11 protein-coding genes and 1 pseudogene are annotated in these 15749 nt (G+C 69.5%); 6 read left to right on the top strand and 6 right to left on the bottom strand.

Annotated features, from left to right (window positions below):
* The first annotated feature begins 120 nt into the window (after positions 1–120).
* From AC13HU_RS13745 to AC13HU_RS13735, 3 genes are all read left to right on the top strand, one after another.
* A complete protein-coding gene (locus tag AC13HU_RS13745) occupies positions 121–1569 on the top strand; it encodes an FGGY family carbohydrate kinase (protein ID WP_483042117.1) in 1449 nt (482 codons plus the stop codon).
* A gap of 173 nt (positions 1570–1742) precedes the next feature.
* A complete protein-coding gene (locus AC13HU_RS13740) occupies positions 1743–3479 on the top strand; it encodes an ABC transporter ATP-binding protein (protein ID WP_483042115.1) in 1737 nt (578 codons plus the stop codon).
* 62 nt (positions 3480–3541) lie between these two features.
* Positions 3542–5458 (top strand): ABC transporter ATP-binding protein, encoded by a 1917-nt coding sequence (locus AC13HU_RS13735; RefSeq protein ID WP_483042116.1) that lies wholly within the window; start codon positions 3542–3544, stop codon positions 5456–5458.
* 63 nt (positions 5459–5521) lie between these two features.
* Here the strand turns inward: AC13HU_RS13735 and AC13HU_RS13730 are convergent, their stop codons facing one another.
* The 4 genes from AC13HU_RS13730 to AC13HU_RS13715 all read right to left on the bottom strand — a co-directional run bounded on the left by AC13HU_RS13730 (position 5522) and on the right by AC13HU_RS13715 (position 9596).
* Positions 5522–6271 carry a hypothetical protein gene (locus AC13HU_RS13730; RefSeq protein WP_483042114.1) on the bottom strand — a complete coding sequence of 250 codons (750 nt, stop codon included), beginning with the start codon at positions 6269–6271 and terminating at the stop codon, positions 5522–5524.
* A gap of 287 nt (positions 6272–6558) precedes the next feature.
* Complete coding sequence (locus AC13HU_RS13725; RefSeq protein WP_483042113.1) at positions 6559–7212, bottom strand: hypothetical protein; 654 nt, start codon at positions 7210–7212, stop codon at positions 6559–6561.
* A 227-nt stretch (positions 7213–7439) separates the two neighbouring features.
* Positions 7440–8507, bottom strand: a complete 1068-nt coding sequence (locus AC13HU_RS13720; protein WP_483042112.1) for a hypothetical protein — start codon at positions 8505–8507, stop codon at positions 7440–7442.
* 351 nt (positions 8508–8858) lie between these two features.
* On the bottom strand, positions 8859–9596 hold the full coding sequence (locus AC13HU_RS13715; RefSeq protein ID WP_483042111.1) for a helix-turn-helix domain-containing protein: 738 nt from the start codon (positions 9594–9596) through the stop codon (positions 8859–8861).
* A 239-nt stretch (positions 9597–9835) separates the two neighbouring features.
* Here AC13HU_RS13715 and AC13HU_RS13710 point away from each other — a divergent pair.
* From AC13HU_RS13710 to AC13HU_RS13700, 3 genes and pseudogenes are all read left to right on the top strand, one after another.
* Positions 9836–10506, top strand: a pseudogene (locus AC13HU_RS13710) (DUF4097 family beta strand repeat-containing protein).
* 25 nt (positions 10507–10531) lie between these two features.
* Positions 10532–11488: an ATP-binding cassette domain-containing protein gene (locus AC13HU_RS13705; RefSeq protein WP_483042110.1), complete on the top strand. Its 957-nt coding sequence runs from the start codon at positions 10532–10534 to the stop codon at positions 11486–11488.
* Positions 11485–12261 carry an ABC transporter permease gene (locus tag AC13HU_RS13700; RefSeq protein ID WP_483042109.1) on the top strand — a complete coding sequence of 259 codons (777 nt, stop codon included), beginning with the start codon at positions 11485–11487 and terminating at the stop codon, positions 12259–12261. Before AC13HU_RS13705 ends, AC13HU_RS13700 begins: the two co-directional genes overlap by 4 nt.
* A 131-nt stretch (positions 12262–12392) precedes the next feature.
* Here AC13HU_RS13700 and AC13HU_RS13695 read toward each other — a convergent pair whose 3' ends face one another.
* Together AC13HU_RS13695 and dnaG are read right to left on the bottom strand one after the other, a co-directional pair.
* The gene (locus AC13HU_RS13695; RefSeq protein ID WP_483042108.1) at positions 12393–13532 is read right to left on the bottom strand and encodes an RNA polymerase sigma factor; all 1140 of its coding nucleotides are present in this window, start codon (positions 13530–13532) and stop codon (positions 12393–12395) included.
* 242 nt (positions 13533–13774) lie between these two features.
* Positions 13775–15733, bottom strand: a complete 1959-nt coding sequence (gene dnaG / locus AC13HU_RS13690) for a DNA primase (RefSeq protein ID WP_483042107.1) — start codon at positions 15731–15733, stop codon at positions 13775–13777.
* Positions 15734–15749: the final 16 nt, after the last annotated feature.

Here is a 15749-nt window from a genome sequence, read left to right as displayed (position 1 = left end):
TACGCACACCGGCCCGCCCGCCGCCCCCAAGGCACCGGCCCGTACGCGCAGGCACCCACCAGCAGTCGTGATCCCGGGAGGGGGCGCGCGCCGGGCCCGCCGTACGGCATCATCGGCGGCATGGGGAAAGTCGCCGGTATAGACAGTTCGACCACAGGCACCACCGTCGTCGTGTGCGACACGGACACCGGGGCCGTGCTGCGGCAAGGGCACGCCCCGCATCCCCTCGACGACGGCGAGAAGCCCACCGAGATCGACCCGCAGGCATGGCTGCTGTCGCTGGGCGAGGCGGCGACCGGCGGGGTGCTGGAAGGCGTGCAGGCGATCGGCATCGCCGGCCAGCAGCACGGCCTGCTGGCGCTGGACGCCGGCGGCGTGACGGTGCGCCCGGCGCTGCTGCGCGGCGACAAGCGGGCCCAGGTGCAGGCCGCGGAACTCGTCGAGGAGTTGGGCGGCCCGGCCGGCTGGACCGAGGCGGTCGGCGCGGTGCCGCAGGCGTCGTACCCGGTGGCGAAGCTGCGCTGGCTGGCCCAGCACGAACCCGCCGCGGCCAAGCGCGTCGCCGAGGTGATGCTCCCGCACGACTGGCTGGTCTGGCAGCTGCTGGGCCGCCCCGACCGCCGTACGACCGACCGCGGCGACGTCTCGGGGACCGGCTACTGGTCCGCGGCCACCGGCGAGTACCGCCACGACCTGGTGGAGCGCGCCCTCGGCCACAGCGTCCGGCTGCCCGACGTGCTCTCCCCCGCGGAGCCCGCCGGGCAGACCCCCGAGGGCCTGCTGATCTCGGCCGGCACCGGCGACGCGATGGCCGCCGCGCTCGGTCTGGGCCTGGGCCCGGGCGACGCGGTGGTCTCGCTCGGCGCGGCCGGCACCGTCTTCGCGGTGCACCACGAGGCGCTCCAGGACCCGACCGGCACCATCACGTCGTACGCCGACGCGACCGGCCGGCACCTGCCGCTGCTCCAGGTCCGCAACGCGGTCCGCACCCTGCGCGGCACCGCCGAACTGCTCGGCACCGACCTCGCGGGCCTGTCCGAGCTGGCACTGACCTCCACGCCGGGCGCGTACGGGCTGGTGCTGCTGCCGTACCTGGAGGGCGAGCGCACCCCCGACCTGCCGCACACCGCGGGCACGCTCAGCGGGCTGCGGCGCGACTCGATGAAGCCGGAGCACCTGGCGCGGGCCGCGTTCGAGGGGATGCTGTGCGCGCTCGCCGACGCGCTGGAGGTGCTGCGCGGCAAGGGCGTCGAGGTGCGCCGGGTGTTCCTGCTGGGCGCGGCCGCCGAGCTGCCCGCCGTACAGCGGATCGCCCCGCCGCTGTTCGGCGCGACGGTGGTGGTGCCGCAGGCCGGGGAGTACGCCGCGCTGGGCGCCGCCCGGCAGGCCGCCTGGTCGCTCGGCGCGGTGCTCGGGTCGCAGACCCAAGGGGAGCCGCCGGAGTGGGTCCTGGAGGGCGCCCGGCGCTTCGAGCCCGGCGACGACGCGGCCGTGGGCACCGCGGTCCGCCAGCAGTACACGTCGGTACGCGAGCACACCCACCCGGGCGCCTTCGACGCGCTGCGCTGACGCGGGACCGGACCGCCTGGGGCCCGGCGGGCAAAATCCCCCTTATACCAATGCGCGACCGCCGTGCCGGAGGATAGGTTTGCCCGTCGCTCAACCCTCCGGAAGGCCGTCGCGTCCTTACGGTCGGCGTCCCAGCCCGTGCCCTGTCCCGAGGTAACCCGAGGTACTCGATTGTGCTGATCCGACTCCTACGGTCCCACCTGCGACCGTACAAACGCCCCATCGCCGTACTGGTACTGCTCCAACTGCTCTCCACGATCGGCGCCCTGTACCTGCCGACCCTCAACGCCGACATCATCGACAACGGCGTGATCAAGGGCGACACCGGATACATCCTCGGGCTGGGCGGGGCCATGCTCGGTGTGACCGTCGTGCAGATGACGTGCGCGATCGGCGCGGTCTTCTTCGGCGCGCGCACCGCGATGGCCGTCGGCCGCGACATCCGCAAGTCCGTCTTCGCGCAGGTGCAGAGCTTCTCCGCCCGCGAGGTCGGCCAGTTCGGGGCGCCGTCGCTGATCACCCGGACCACCAACGACGTCCAGCAGGTCCAGATGCTGGTGCTGATGAGCTTCACGTTGATGGTGACCGCGCCGATCATGTGCGTCGGCGGCATCATCATGGCGCTCGGCCAGGACGTGCCGCTGTCGTCGCTGCTGCTCGTGGTGGTGCCGGTGCTCGGCATCTCGGTGAGCCTGATCGTCCGCAAGATGCGCCCGCTCTTCCGCACCATGCAAAAGCGCGTCGACTCGGTGAACCGGGTGCTGCGCGAGCAGATCACCGGTATCCGGGTGATCCGCGCGTTCGTCAAGGACGACTACGAGCAGCGCCGATTCGGCGCCGCCAACGACGAGTTGACCGCGGTGTCGCTGTCCACCGGGCGGCTGATGGCCCTGATGTTCCCGACCGTGATGGCGATCGTGAACATCTCCAGCGTGGCCGTGCTGTGGTTCGGCGCGCACCGGATCGCCAGCAGCGGGATGCAGATCGGCGCGCTCACCGCGTTCCTCACCTACCTGATGCAGATCCTGATGTCGGTGATGATGGCCACCTTCATGTTCATGATGGTGCCGCGCGCCGAGGTGTGCGCCGAGCGGATCGAGGAGGTGCTCGGCACCGACTCCAGCGTGGTGCCGCCGATCGCACCGATCACCACCCTGCGCCGGCACGGCCACCTCGAACTGCGCGGCGCCAGCTTCGCCTACCCCGGCGCCGAGGTGGCCGTGCTGCGCGATGTCGACCTGGCGGCCAGCCCCGGGCAGACCACCGCGGTGATCGGCTCCACCGGCAGCGGCAAGTCCACCCTGCTCGGCCTGATCCCGCGGCTGTACGACGCGACCGCCGGCCGGGTGCTGGTCGACGGCGAGGACGTCGCCCAGGTCGAACCCGCGCTGCTCGCCGAGACCGTCGGCCTGGTGCCGCAGAAGCCGTACCTGTTCTCCGGCACCGTCGCGAGCAACCTGCGCTACGGCAAGCCGGACGCCACCGACGAGGAGCTGTGGCACGCGCTGAAGGTCGCGCAGGCCGAGGACTTCGTACGGAAGCTGGAAGGCGGCCTGGAGGCGCCGATCGCCCAGGGTGGCAGCAACGTCTCCGGCGGCCAGCGGCAACGGCTGGCGATCGCCCGCTGCCTGGTGCGCCGGCCCGAGATCTACCTCTTCGACGACTCCTTCTCCGCGCTCGACTACGCCACCGACGCGGCGCTGCGCCGCGCGCTCGCGGCGGAGACCGCCGAGGCCACCGTCGTGATCGTCGCCCAGCGGGTCTCCACGATCCGCGACGCGGACCACATCATCGTCCTCGACGAGGGCCGCGTGGTCGGCACCGGCACCCACACCGAACTGATGCAAGACAACGAGACCTATCGGGAGATCGTGTTGTCCCAGCTCACCGAGCAGGAGGCGGCGGCGTGAGCGACGAGAGCGCGGGCGAGGACCGACCGGAGAAGGCGCCGACGCGGCGCGGCCCCGGGCCGATGGCGGGGCCGGGCCGGTTCATGGGCGGCGCCCCGATCGAGCGGTCCATGGACTTCAAGGGCTCGCTGAAGCGGCTGATAGGGCTGATGCGGCCGGACCGGATGTGGATGTACCTGGTGCTGGCACTCGGCACCGCGAGCGTCGCACTGGCCGTGACCGGCCCCCGTATCCTCGGCCACGCCACCGACCTGATCTTCGCCGGCGTGATCGGCCGCAAGACGCACGGCGCCAGCAAGCAGCAGGTGCTGGACACGCTGCGCGCGCAAGGCAGCGGCAAGATCGCCGACCTGATGTCGGGCATCGACTTCACCCCCGGCAAGGGCATGGACTTCGACGCGATCGGCAAGGTCCTGCTGCTCGCGCTGTGCGCGTACCTCGGCGCGGCGCTGCTCAGCGTGCTGCAGATGCGCACCGCGACGAAGGTGATCAACCGCGCGGTGTACCGGCTGCGCCGCGACATCGAGGAGAAGCTGTCCCGGCTGCCGCTGTCGTACTTCGACCAGCAGCCGCGCGGCGAGGTGCTCAGCCGGGTCACGAACGACATCGACAACATCGGCCAGACCATGCAGCAGACCATGGGCCAGCTGGTGAACTCGCTGCTGACCATCATCGGCGTGCTGGCGATGATGTTCTGGATCTCCTGGCTGCTGGCGCTGGTCGCCCTGGTCACCGTGCCGGTGACGCTGCTGGTGGCCACGCGGGTCGGCAAGCGGGCGCAGCCGCAGTTCGTGCAGCAGTGGAAGACCACCGGCAAGCTGAACGCGCACATCGAGGAGATGTACACCGGGCACTCCCTGGTGAAGGTCTTCGGTCGGGCGCATGAGTCCGAGGCGGTCTTCGACGAGGAGAACGAGGCGCTGTTCCGGTCGGGTTTCCGGGCGCAGTTCATCTCGGGCACGATCCAGCCGCTGATGATGTTCATCGGCAACCTCAACTACGTACTGGTGGCGGTGATCGGCGGGCTGCGGGTCGCATCCGGCTCGCTGTCCGTCGGCGACGTGCAGGCGTTCATCCAGTACTCGCGGCAGTTCAGCCAGCCGCTCACGCAGGTCGCGAGCATGTCGAACCTGATCCAGTCCGGGGTGGCCTCGGCCGAGCGGGTCTTCGAACTCCTCGACGCCGAGGAGCAGTCCGACGAGCCGCAACACCCGGCCCGCCCGCAGGAGTTGCGCGGCCGGGTCGCGCTGGAGAAGGTCGACTTCCGCTACCTGCCGGACAAGCCGCTGATCGACGACCTGTCGCTGAAGGTGGAGCCCGGCAACACCGTCGCGATCGTCGGGCCGACCGGCGCGGGCAAGACCACCCTGGTGAACCTGCTGATGCGGTTCTACGACGTCTCCGGCGGCCGGATCACCCTGGACGGCACGGACATCGCCGCGATGTCCCGGGAGGAGTTGCGCTCCTCGATAGGCATGGTGCTCCAGGACACCTGGCTGTTCGGCGGGTCCATCGCGGAGAACATCGGCTACGGCCACGAGGGCGCCACGCGCGAGCAGATCGAGGAGGCGGCGAAGGCCGCGCACGCCGACCGTTTCATCCGCACCCTCCCCGACGGCTACGACACGGTGATCGACGACGAGGGCACCGGGGTCAGCGCGGGCGAGAAGCAACTCATCACGATCGCCCGGGCGTTCCTCTCCGACCCGGTGATCCTCGTGCTCGACGAGGCGACCAGTTCCGTCGACACCCGCACCGAGGTGCTCATCCAGCGGGCGATGGCCAAGCTCAGCCACGGGCGGACCAGTTTCGTCATCGCGCACCGGCTGTCCACGATCCGCGACGCCGACGTCATCCTCGTCATGGAGTCGGGGTCGATAGTCGAACAGGGCACCCACGAGGAATTGCTCGCCAAGCAGGGGGCGTACGCGCGCCTGTACTCGGCGCAGTTCGCGCAGGCCGTGGCCGAGGTCGACTGAACACGGCGCCGTCCCCTCGTAGTTGCGTACGCGAGGGGGCGGGAGGCGGGGATGTGTGTGCCGTCAGCGGTTCACGGACTGGATCTCCCGCACGGTGACCTCCTGCGGGGTCCCGAACGTCCCGGTCGGCAGCGCCTTCGGCACGGTCTGCCCGGTCCCGGTCCAGCTGATCTTCCACGTCACCGTCGCGGTGAGCTGATACGAACCGCCGTCGGTGGCCCGCAGATACGTCACCCCGCACGGCGGGTCGCCCTTCGCCCTGTCGGTGTACTTCACGCCCAACGTCCCGTCGGCACCGGCCTTGCACGTACCCGACGCCGGGAAGAGCCGCGCGTCCGACGTCCCCGGGTCGATGTGCAGGCTCACCGGGGTCGCGGTCGTCGTCGCCTCGATGTTGTAGTCCGGGAGGTACGCCCGCACCGACACCGGGTGGAAGTCCACGCCGTCCATCCACACCCACGTGGGCAGGTTCACGGTCTGCGTCCCCGTGGGATTCGTCTGCGCGGTGCCCTGCGGGATCAGGATCTGCTCGTACGCCAACTCGGCGAGGATCGCGGGGGTCGGCATGTTTTGATGTCCAGCGGGCAGGGGCGCGCCCTTGTCAACCCAGAACGGTTCGTCGTCGCACGTGGCGCTGCCGTCCGTGCCCGTGTTCCATGGCGGCGTATAGCCGGCCCAGAAGTATCCCTGCCCAGCTTTGTCCAGGTTGAAGTTCTTGTACGGCTTGCCCTTGACGTACCGGTCCCGCTCCTGGCTCTTCCATTCCTCGCTCGGCGAGGCTTCCGCCCATACTTCCTCGGACTCACTCTTCATCTTGGCGGGAGTGTAGGTCGGTTGGTACCAGCACGACGGCGGCTTCCAGTTGCCTGTCGGAGTCAACGGCCCGACGCCCCCGCTGCTACCAGGCGTGCCGTTCTTCGACTTGTCGTACTGCACGCCTGCGGTTGCAGCGATCGTTCCGGGCTTCCTACCGTCCTGGTCAGGCGGAGCCTCTCCAGTCGAGCCGTTCACACTTCCAATTCCCCCTGCGTGCGCGACGTCGGCCGGGATCAGCAGCAGCGACATCGACGCCGCGATAATCATACTCCTTGCCCATCCCTTTACAGTTGGCACTGTTTGGCCCCCCTGTTCGAGATCACATTGCTCGTCTGCCAAACACCCTGCGCGTTCTTTTTCAGGCTTGTGTTGTACAGCACATAACTGTCCGCCGTCGTCGCGACGTTGTCGATTTTCCCGGTCTTCCGGTGCTTCGGGAACGCCTTGCTCTCATCGGAGCAGTAGATCACCGAGGCCGTCGTGGAGCCATTGACCGTGACCTTGCGACCGAAGAAGCGGATCGTCCCGGTCCAGACGTAGTCTTTCTTCACCCAGCCGGCAACGTAGGAGACTGCCTTCTGCACACCCAGACCGGTGCTGTAGAAGTCAATAGTCTTCGTGTCCGCCTTCGCCTGGAAGATCGCGTCGTCCATGGACTCGACCCACTGGGCGTTGTCCGCAAGGATCGCGTCCTTCGTCGCGTCCCCCGAGTGCTGGTCCTCGAACACGTCATGCGCGTCGGACGGGAACGTGATCGTCGGACGGCCGGCGGCGGCAGCCGACGTCGAGGGCGAGGCGGGCGCCGCCGCAGACGTGGACGGCGAACCGCTTGCCGTCTGCTTGATCGTGTCGTGCTTCTTCGAACCGCCACAGCCGGACAGCAGCAGGGCGGTGGACGTCGTCACGCAGACGGCAACGAGCGCGATCGGTGCGCGCATGGTCAACAGGCTCCCGTTCATTCGACGGACGCCGTCGAACCGGACCCTACGCACCTACGTACATGCGTCCCGCCCGCGGCCCCCTAGCACTTGGCACCCACAGTACCCAACCCTGCACCCGCCGCACACGGAGACGGACGGCAACTCCACTCCGCGACAACGAGCCTCGCCCACCGCACGGTTGGCACTTCTTGGCGCCCCTGATGGACGTGATGGAGAGGACGTGGTCAGCCGGTGCTGTCGACCCGCAGGAACATCGCCTCGGTGGGGCCCACGACAACGAACCCGGCGGGCTGCTCGACGCTGAGCCAGTCGACGTCACAGGAGCCGCTGATGTGGAGGGCGCGTTGGGGCGCGGGGCCGGAGACGCGGCGCAGCGGGACGTCGAGGAGTTCTCTAAGCGTCTCTCCGCCGAGGACGGCAGCGTAGACGGGGGAGTAGTCGTCGATGTCTTCGCTGTTGTCGATGTATTGGTTGAGACACTCGGTGTCGAGGTAGTCCAGGTCCGCATACCACTCGGTGATGTCGCACGGCTTTTCGTCGCCGTTGAGCTGGTCCGTCCACGGGCAGTCCGCCAGCCAGGCGTCCACGGTTTCCGGGTTCACGACTGTCAGGCCGTGCGGGGCGAGCTTCACGTCGAAGGAGGTGCTCGAGTTGTTGGTGATCGGCAGTCGCAGGCTCAGCGTCAGGCCCGCACCGACCGCGCGCAGTGCCACGTGTGCGCGGTCCGCCGCGTCGTCGTCGAGCAGATGCCCGTCGGGGCACGCGTGGCCGCCGAAGGCGCATGCCGGGTCGGGGATCAGGCCGTTTCGCCGTACCGGCGCGGGCGCGGACCGCAGCATACTCAGGCGGGTCAGCTCGTCACCGGAGGTCGCCACCACGAGATGTGACTCCCCGGGGACGGGCCTGCTGTCGGCGAAGTCCACCGTCTCGGCGACGAATGCCTCCCGAAAGTCGTGCGTCAACTCCTCCAGGAGCTCGCGGCCCAAAGCCATGACACGATCGCTCGCCCCGGTCCTTCCCGTGGGCCACGGGCGCAGCACTTCCTCCCAGACGAGCCGCCGCAACTCCTCCTTGTCGATGGCGCGCAGCCCCAACGCCTGCCTGGTGGTGTTCGACGCCGGATCGATGTGCGGGAACAGCCCGCACTCGTACGCCGTCGCCAGGTTCGGCGCCCCGCTGTCGCCCGGCGCGTCGTACTCGCGGGCCGCGAGCAGGAGCGCCGGGACGGCCGCACCGTCCGGAGCGTCCTCGGCGATCCAGCACGACAGCAGGTGTGCTTGGGACGCCAGCACCAGTGCTCGTCTCTCGCATGCCTGCAACCAGTCCTCTGACCGGTCCCCTGTCCGGTCCTCTGTGGCACAGCCGTGCCCGAGAAACGTGCAGAACTGGGTCTGGTGCATACGGAACTCCCCCGTGGCCGACGTCGAACATGCACACGCGAGTCTGCCAGGGGCCACCGACAGCTCTCGTCCACTGTCCGATCCACGCGGGCCCGGTGGACCGGCTGGAAGCCGGGCCGGCCGAGTCAGCTGAACCCGTCACCCGCCGCTCCCCCCTGGACCGAAGTCCGGTTCTTCAGACGACCAGCGGGGCCGGGCCGGCCATCGAGGCAAGGTGGCTGCCCGTCCGCGACGAAACGTGGCTCAGGTGGCGCTGTCCGGGGTTGCTTCGGGTTTCGTATAGAGGACGTCGCGCGCCTGCTCCGCGGCGCGGGTGATGCCCTCGTTGACGAAGTCGAGGAAGCGGGCGATGTTCTCCAGGCGGGCGGCGGCCGGGGTGTCGGGGCCGAGGATACCGACGCCCTGCCGTGCGGTCTCGACGAGCTGGGAGGTGGACCGGGCGCTTGCCATCATCGACTGATACCAGACGTCGTTGTCGACGATGTAGCGCTCGCGACGGCGCTCGTCGCGTTCCCGGCGGACAAGGCCCTGGCTTTCGAGGAACGCGATCGCTTTGGAGATGGACGCCGGGCTGACCTGGAGACGCTGGACGAGTTCGGACGCGGTGAGGCTGCCCGCGTCGGTGGTGTAGAGGCAGACCAGCACCCGGGACATCATCTTGTTGGACAGGCCCCATTGCATCAGGACAGTGGTGAGCACCTCCTCGTACTCGCGTACGGCCTCGGCGTCGCGTCCGTGGACCTGCGGTGGCGTCTGCGGGCCCCGGGGCTCGGTCTGCCTGCGCCGGTGGGCGCGGCGCTCGGTGGCGCGGTGGGCCAGGTCGGCACGGTAGGCGGTGGGGCCGCCGTTGCGCATCACCTCACGCGTGATCGTCGAGGTCGGCCGATCGAGACGTCTGGCGATCTCCGCGTAGGCGAGACCGTCGGCCAGTCCCAGCGCGATCTCCTGGCGCTCCTGCTGAATGAGTCTGCCTCCTGGCATCGCGGTCTCCTTCGTGGTTCGTGGTGTCTCCAGCATAGCGTTCGCCATCAATCCATTGCAACGAAGCGGAGTGCCGTCGTTGCGTTAGTCCTCACACCACTGCAACGATTTCAATACTCCTACCTGTGGTGATGCTGATTCGACGCAACGATTCCGTTGTCGAAACCATGAACGCAATATAGCGTTTCCATCATCGGAAACATCGGGCCGCCGGGCACGCGATACAGAAGGAGAGCACGATGCAGAAGTTCGACACCCCCGCCCCGGTCTCCGCCATCCTCGACATCCGCAGGACGCATCCGGTTCATCGCAGCCGACCGGGCCGACACCACGGTCGAGATCCTGCCCGCGAACGCCTCGAAGGGCCGCGACGTGAAGGCGGCGAAGCAGACCACGGTCGAGTACGGCGACGGCGTCCTGCGGATCGGGGCCTCACCGGCGGAGAACCGGATCCTCGGCCCTTCCGGATCCGTCGAGGTGACCATCCAGCTGCCCGCCGGCTCCCACATCGAGGCGAAGGCGGCGAGCACCGACTTCCGGGGCGTCGGACGGCTCGGCGACGTCGTCTTCGAGGGGCGCGCGGGGCTTAGTCAAGCTCGACGAGGCCGCGAGCGCCCGCCTCACCCTCCAAGCCGGCGACGTCTCGGTCGGCCGCCTGGGCGGCCCCGCTGGAGTCAGCACCAAGAAGGGCGACCTCCACATCACCGAGGCCGTGCGCGGCACGATCACGCTGCGCACCGAGCACGGTGAGGTCTCGGTCGGCTCCGCCCGCGGCGTCTCCGCCTCCCTCGACGCCGGCACCACCTACGGCCGGGTCCAGAACGCGCTCAAGAACACCGAGGGCGCCGGCGCGGGACTGAACATCCACGCGACCACCGCCTACGGCGACATCACCGCCCGCAGCCTCTGACCCGCAGTCTCTGAGGAGCACCATCATGACGAACCTGGCCATCGCGGCGAACGGGCTGCGCAAGTCCTACGGCGACAAGCTGGTCCTCGACGGGATCGACCTGGCCGTCCCCGAAGGAACGATCTTCTCCCTGCTCGGCCCGAACGGCGCCGGCAAGACCACCGCCGTCAAGATCCTCTCCACCCTCGTCACCACCGACGCCGGCCAGATTCACGTCGGCGGCCACGACCTCGCCGCCGACCCGCAGGCGGTGCGGGCCGCGATCGGTGTCACCGGACAGTTCTCCGCCGTCGACGGCCTGATCACTGGTGAGGAGAACATGCTCCTCATGACCGACCTGCACCATCTCTCCAAGCGAGAGGGCCGACGGGTCGCAGCCGAACTCCTTGAGCGCTTCGACCTCACCGAAACCGCTGAGAAGCCCGCGGTCACCTACTCCGGCGGCATGAAACGCCGCCTCGACATCGCCATGACCCTCGTCGGCAACCCGCGCATCATCTTCCTCGACGAGCCCACCACCGGCCTCGACCCCCGCAGCCGCCACAACATGTGGAAGATCGTCCGCGAGCTGGTCTCCGACGGGGTCACCGTCTTCCTCACCACTCAGTACCTGGAAGAAGCCGACGAACTCGCCGACCGCATCGCCATCCTGAACAACGGCAAGATCGCAGCCGAGGGGACCGCCTACGAGCTCAAGCGGCTCATCCCCGGCGGACACATCCGCCTCCGCTTCTCCGACCCGACCGCCTACCAGAACGCCGCCTCCGCACTGCGCGAGGTCACCCGGGACGACGAGGCACTGTCGCTGCGGATCCCCAGCGACGGCACCCAGCGCGAACTGCGCTCCATCCTCGACCGGCTCGACTCCGCCGGTATCGAGGCCGACGAACTGACCGTGCACACCCCCGACCTCGACGACGTCTTCTTCGCCCTCACCGGTGCCACCAATGTGCCCAACCAGTCCAAGGAGACCGTCCGATGAGCTCCCTGACCCTCGCCGTACGCGACTCGTCCACAATGCTGCGCCGTAACCTCCTGCACGCGCGCCGCTATCCCTCCCTCACCCTGAACCTGCTGCTCACTCCAGTCATGCTGCTCCTCCTCTTCGTCTACATCTTCGGCGACACCATGAGCGGAGGCGCGGGCCGCTCCGCCTACATCGCCTACATCGTCCCCGGCATCCTGCTGATGACCATCGGGTCCACCACGATCGGCACCGCCGTATCCGTCTCCACCGACATGAACGAGGGCATCATCGCCCGCTTCCGGACCATGGCCATCCACCGCGGATCCGTGCTCTTCGGACACGTCGTCGGCAGTGTCCTGCAAGCGATGGCGAGCGTGGTGCTGGTCGGCGCCATCGGCGTCGCCATGGGTTTCCGCTCCACCGATGCCGGCGTCCTGGAGTGGGTCGCGGCATTCGGACTGCTCACCTTCGTCGCCCTCGCCCTCACTTGGATAGCGGTCGGCATGGGCATGGGCAGCCCCAACGCCGAAGCAGCCAGCAACAACGCCATACCGCTGATCCTCCTGCCCCTGATCTCCAGCGCCTTCGTCCCCCTGAAGAGCATGCCCGGCTGGTTCCAGCCCATCGCCGAATACCAGCCCTTCACCCCCGCCATCGAGACCCTGCGCGGACTCCTCCTCGGCACCGAAATCGGCAACAACGGATGGATCGCCCTCGCCTGGTGCCTGACACTCACCCTCCTCGGCTACCGCTGGTCCACCGCACAGTTCAACCGCGACCCCAAATAGGCGACATGAGCGCGGTCAGCCGCTCGGCTCCTCGTCAAAGACCGAACCCTGGCCGCTTCACTCAACCCCGCCCGCACAACTTGTCCTCGCGGAATGACGGAATTGTGCGAAGGACAAAACGACCTGGGTCGTCAGTCGAGGTAGCCGCGGAGTTGTTCCGCGAAGGTGTGGTCGCGGAGTTTGCCGAGGGTCTTGGACTCGATCTGGCGGATGCGTTCGCGGGTGACGCCGAAGATGGCGCCGATCTCCTCGAGGGTGCGGGGGCGGCCGTCGGTGAGGCCGTAGCGGAGCTGGACGACTTTGCGTTCGCGCTCGCCGAGGGTGGACAGGACGGCTTCGAGGTGTTCGCGCAGCAGGAGGAAGGCGGCGGACTCGACCGGGGAGGTGGCGTCGCTGTCCTCGATGAGGTCACCGAAGGCGACGTCGTCCTCCTCGCCGACCGGCGCGTGCAGGGAGACCGGCTCCTGGGCCAGCCGGAGCACCTCGCCGATCCGCTCCTGGGTCAGCTCCAGTTGGGCGGCGACCTCCTCCAGGGTCGGCTCGCAGCCGTGTTCCTGGAGCAGCCGGCGCTGCACCCGTACCACCCGGTTGATCAGTTCCACGACGTGTACGGGCACCCGGATCGTACGGGCCTGGTCGGCCAGCGCGCGGGACATGGCCTGGCGGATCCACCAGGTCGCGTACGTGGAGAACTTGTAGCCGCGGGCGTAGTCGAACTTCTCGACCGCGCGGATCAGGCCGAGGTTGCCCTCCTGGACCAGGTCGAGCATGGTCAGGCCGCGCCCGATGTAGCGTTTCGCCACCGAGACCACCAGGCGCAGGTTCGCCTCGATCAGCCGGCGCTTGGCCATCCGGCCCAGGACCACCAACCGGTCCAGGTCGAACGCGAGTTGGGAGTCCAGATCGGGGAACGCGGCCAGCCGCTCCTCCGCGAACAGGCCCGCCTCGACCCGCCGGGCCAGCTCGACCTCCTCCGCCGCGGTGAGCAGTGGGATACGGCCGATCTCCCGCAGGTACTGGCGGAAGAGGTCGGCGGACGGCCCCGCGGAGGTGTCCGCGCGGTGACTGCGCGGCTCGTCCGGCGGAGACTCGACCGCCGGGGACCCGACCGCCGGGGACTCGACCGCCCGCAGCTCCTCCACTCGCAGTTCCTCCGCCGGGGGCTCCACCGCCCGCGGCTCGTCCCCCGGGGGCTCCCTCGCCACCACCTCGGCGACGGCAGGGGGTATCGGCACGTCGGGCGTGATCTGGATCTGGGCGTGTGTCCGCACGGAAGCGACCTCCGCGGTGAGCGCGTCGTCGGGCTCAAAAGAGGGCTCGGCACCGGGACCCCAGTGTGACCCACGACGCCGCCCGCCACGAGGGTCGTGCGGGCCCTTTTTCACGCCATGTCACCGGGTATGCCTCGCCCGTCACAGCGCCGCCCGCGCGGGCGGCACCGGGCGTGGCCGATGCCCCTGGAGCGCGGCTGGAGTGCGGCTGGAACGCCCCTGGAGCGCGGCTGTTGGCGCTGCTAGAGCGCGGCCGTTCCGCCGACGCGGAGGCGTTGGGCGTACTGCTGGAGGGCCCACAGTTCGTTGGCGGCCGCGGCGGCCTCGGGCGCGTCGGACGGGACGCCCTGCGCGGCCAGCCGGGCCCCGGTCGCGTGGACCTGGGCCACCCGGCGGTCCACCGCGAGCAGCCGGACCCGGACCAGCACCTCGCCCGCGTACATCTCGGGGACCTTGTGCATGACGGGTTCGACGGCCAGTTCGGTGACCATGCCGCCCACGGTGTCGTCGGGCGCGGCCTCGCGCACCCGCAGCAGATACTCCCCGTCGGCGTGCTCCGCGCCGCCCGCCTCGGCGATGGCGCGGCGCACCGCGGCGTACGGGGGCCCGGTGAACTCGTCCTCGCCGTAGGCGTCGAAGGCCGGGGAGACCAGGGCGGGGAACTGGAGTGCGAGCTTGAGCAGTTCGCGCTCCACGCGGTGGGCGGGACTGCGCAGGTCGAGCCGGGGGCCGCGCGGGCCGGGCGACGGCCGGCCGTCACCACCGCGCCCCTGGGAGCCGGCCGGCCCGCCGCCGTACGGACCGCGGGCCGGACCGCGCCCGGACTCCGCGCCGGGGCCGTGGCCGGAATTGCCGCCCGCGGCGCGGGCCCGGGCCATCGCCCGCACCCGCCGGATCATGCTCTGCTCCTCCGCCTGCGTGGAGATCCCCGCCATGCCGACCAGCCGGATCGCGTAACGGTCGCGCAGCGCCTGGTTCTTGATCGCGGCGACCACCGGCACGGCGGCGTCCACGGCGGCGACCCGGCCCTCGTCGGTGTCGAGGTTGTAGCGGGCCACGATCGAGCGCAGCGCGAACGCGAAGAGCGGGGTACGGCCGTCGATCAGCCGCTGCACCGCCGGATCGCCCTCGGCGAGCCGGAGTTCGCACGGGTCCATGCCGCCCGGGGTGATCGCGATCGACGTCTCGGCGGCGAACTTCTGGTCGTCCTCGAAGGCGCGCAGCGCCGCCCGCTGCCCGGCCTCGTCGCCGTCGAAGGTGAAGACCACCTCTGCGGTGGAGTTGTCCATCAGCAGCCGGCGCAGGATCTTGATGTGCTCCCCGGCGAACGCGGTGCCGCAGGTGGCGATCGCGGTGGTCACGCCGGCGAGGTGACAGGCCATCACGTCGGTGTAGCCCTCGACCACGACCGCGCGACCGGTCCTGGCGATCTCCTTCTTGGCGAGGTCGATCCCGTACAGCACCTGGGACTTGTGGTAGAGCGGCGTCTCGGGCGTGTTGAGGTACTTGGGGCCCTGGTCGTCGTCGCGCAGCTTGCGCGCGCCGAAGCCGATCACCTCGCCGGTGATGTCCCGGATCGGCCAGATCAGCCGGCCGCGGAACCGGTCGATCGCGCCGCCCCTGCGGCTCTCGGAGGCCAGCCCCGAGGTGATCAACTCCTTGTCGCTGAAGCCCTTTCCGCGCAGATACCGCACCAGGTGGTCCCAGCCGGCCGGGGCGTATCCGACGCCGAAGTGCTCGGCCGCGCTCTGCTCGAAGCCGCGCCCGGCGAGGAACTTCCGCCCGATCTCCGCCTCGGCCGAACCCAGTTGCTCCACGTAGAACGTGGCGGCGGCGCGGTGTGCCTCCACCAGCCGGATGCGCTCGCCCTGCTGCCGCCCGGGGACATGGCTGCCCTCCTCGTACCGCAGCGTGATCCCGACCCGCGCGGCCAGCCGCTCCACGGCCTCGGTGAAGGACAGGTGGTCGACCTTCATCACGAACGCGAGGGTGTCCCCGCCCTCACCACAGCCGAAACAGTGGTAAAGGCCCTTTGACGGACTGATCTGGAAGGAAGGGGACTTCTCGTCGTGGAAGGGGCACAGGCCCTTGAGGTTGCCGCCGCCGGCGTTCTTGAGCTGGAGGTAGTCGGAGACGACGGCATCGATCGGGACGGCGTCGCGTACCGCCTTCACGTCGTCGTCCCTGATCCTTCCCGCCACGGAAGCAGTCTACGGC

It is taken from the genome of Streptomyces sp. NH27 (assembly GCF_056859195.1).
Note: the sequence above shows the minus strand (reverse complement) of the source record. Positions and strands in the feature narration are given on the sequence as shown.

What these genes read in the sequence shown, in the direction of transcription:
- AC13HU_RS13745 (WP_483042117.1), top strand. Translation starts at nt 121, where the DNA reads ATGGGGAAAGTCGCCGGTATAGACAGTTCGACCACAGGCACCACCGTC.
- AC13HU_RS13735 (WP_483042116.1), top strand. Translation starts at nt 3,542, where the DNA reads ATGGCGGGGCCGGGCCGGTTCATGGGCGGCGCCCCGATCGAGCGGTCC.
- AC13HU_RS13730 (WP_483042114.1), bottom strand. Translation starts at nt 6,271, where the DNA reads ATGAAGAGTGAGTCCGAGGAAGTATGGGCGGAAGCCTCGCCGAGCGAG.
- AC13HU_RS13725 (WP_483042113.1), bottom strand. Translation starts at nt 7,212, where the DNA reads ATGCGCGCACCGATCGCGCTCGTTGCCGTCTGCGTGACGACGTCCACC.
- AC13HU_RS13715 (WP_483042111.1), bottom strand. Translation starts at nt 9,596, where the DNA reads ATGCCAGGAGGCAGACTCATTCAGCAGGAGCGCCAGGAGATCGCGCTG.
- AC13HU_RS13705 (WP_483042110.1), top strand. Translation starts at nt 10,532, where the DNA reads ATGACGAACCTGGCCATCGCGGCGAACGGGCTGCGCAAGTCCTACGGC.
- AC13HU_RS13700 (WP_483042109.1), top strand. Translation starts at nt 11,485, where the DNA reads ATGAGCTCCCTGACCCTCGCCGTACGCGACTCGTCCACAATGCTGCGC.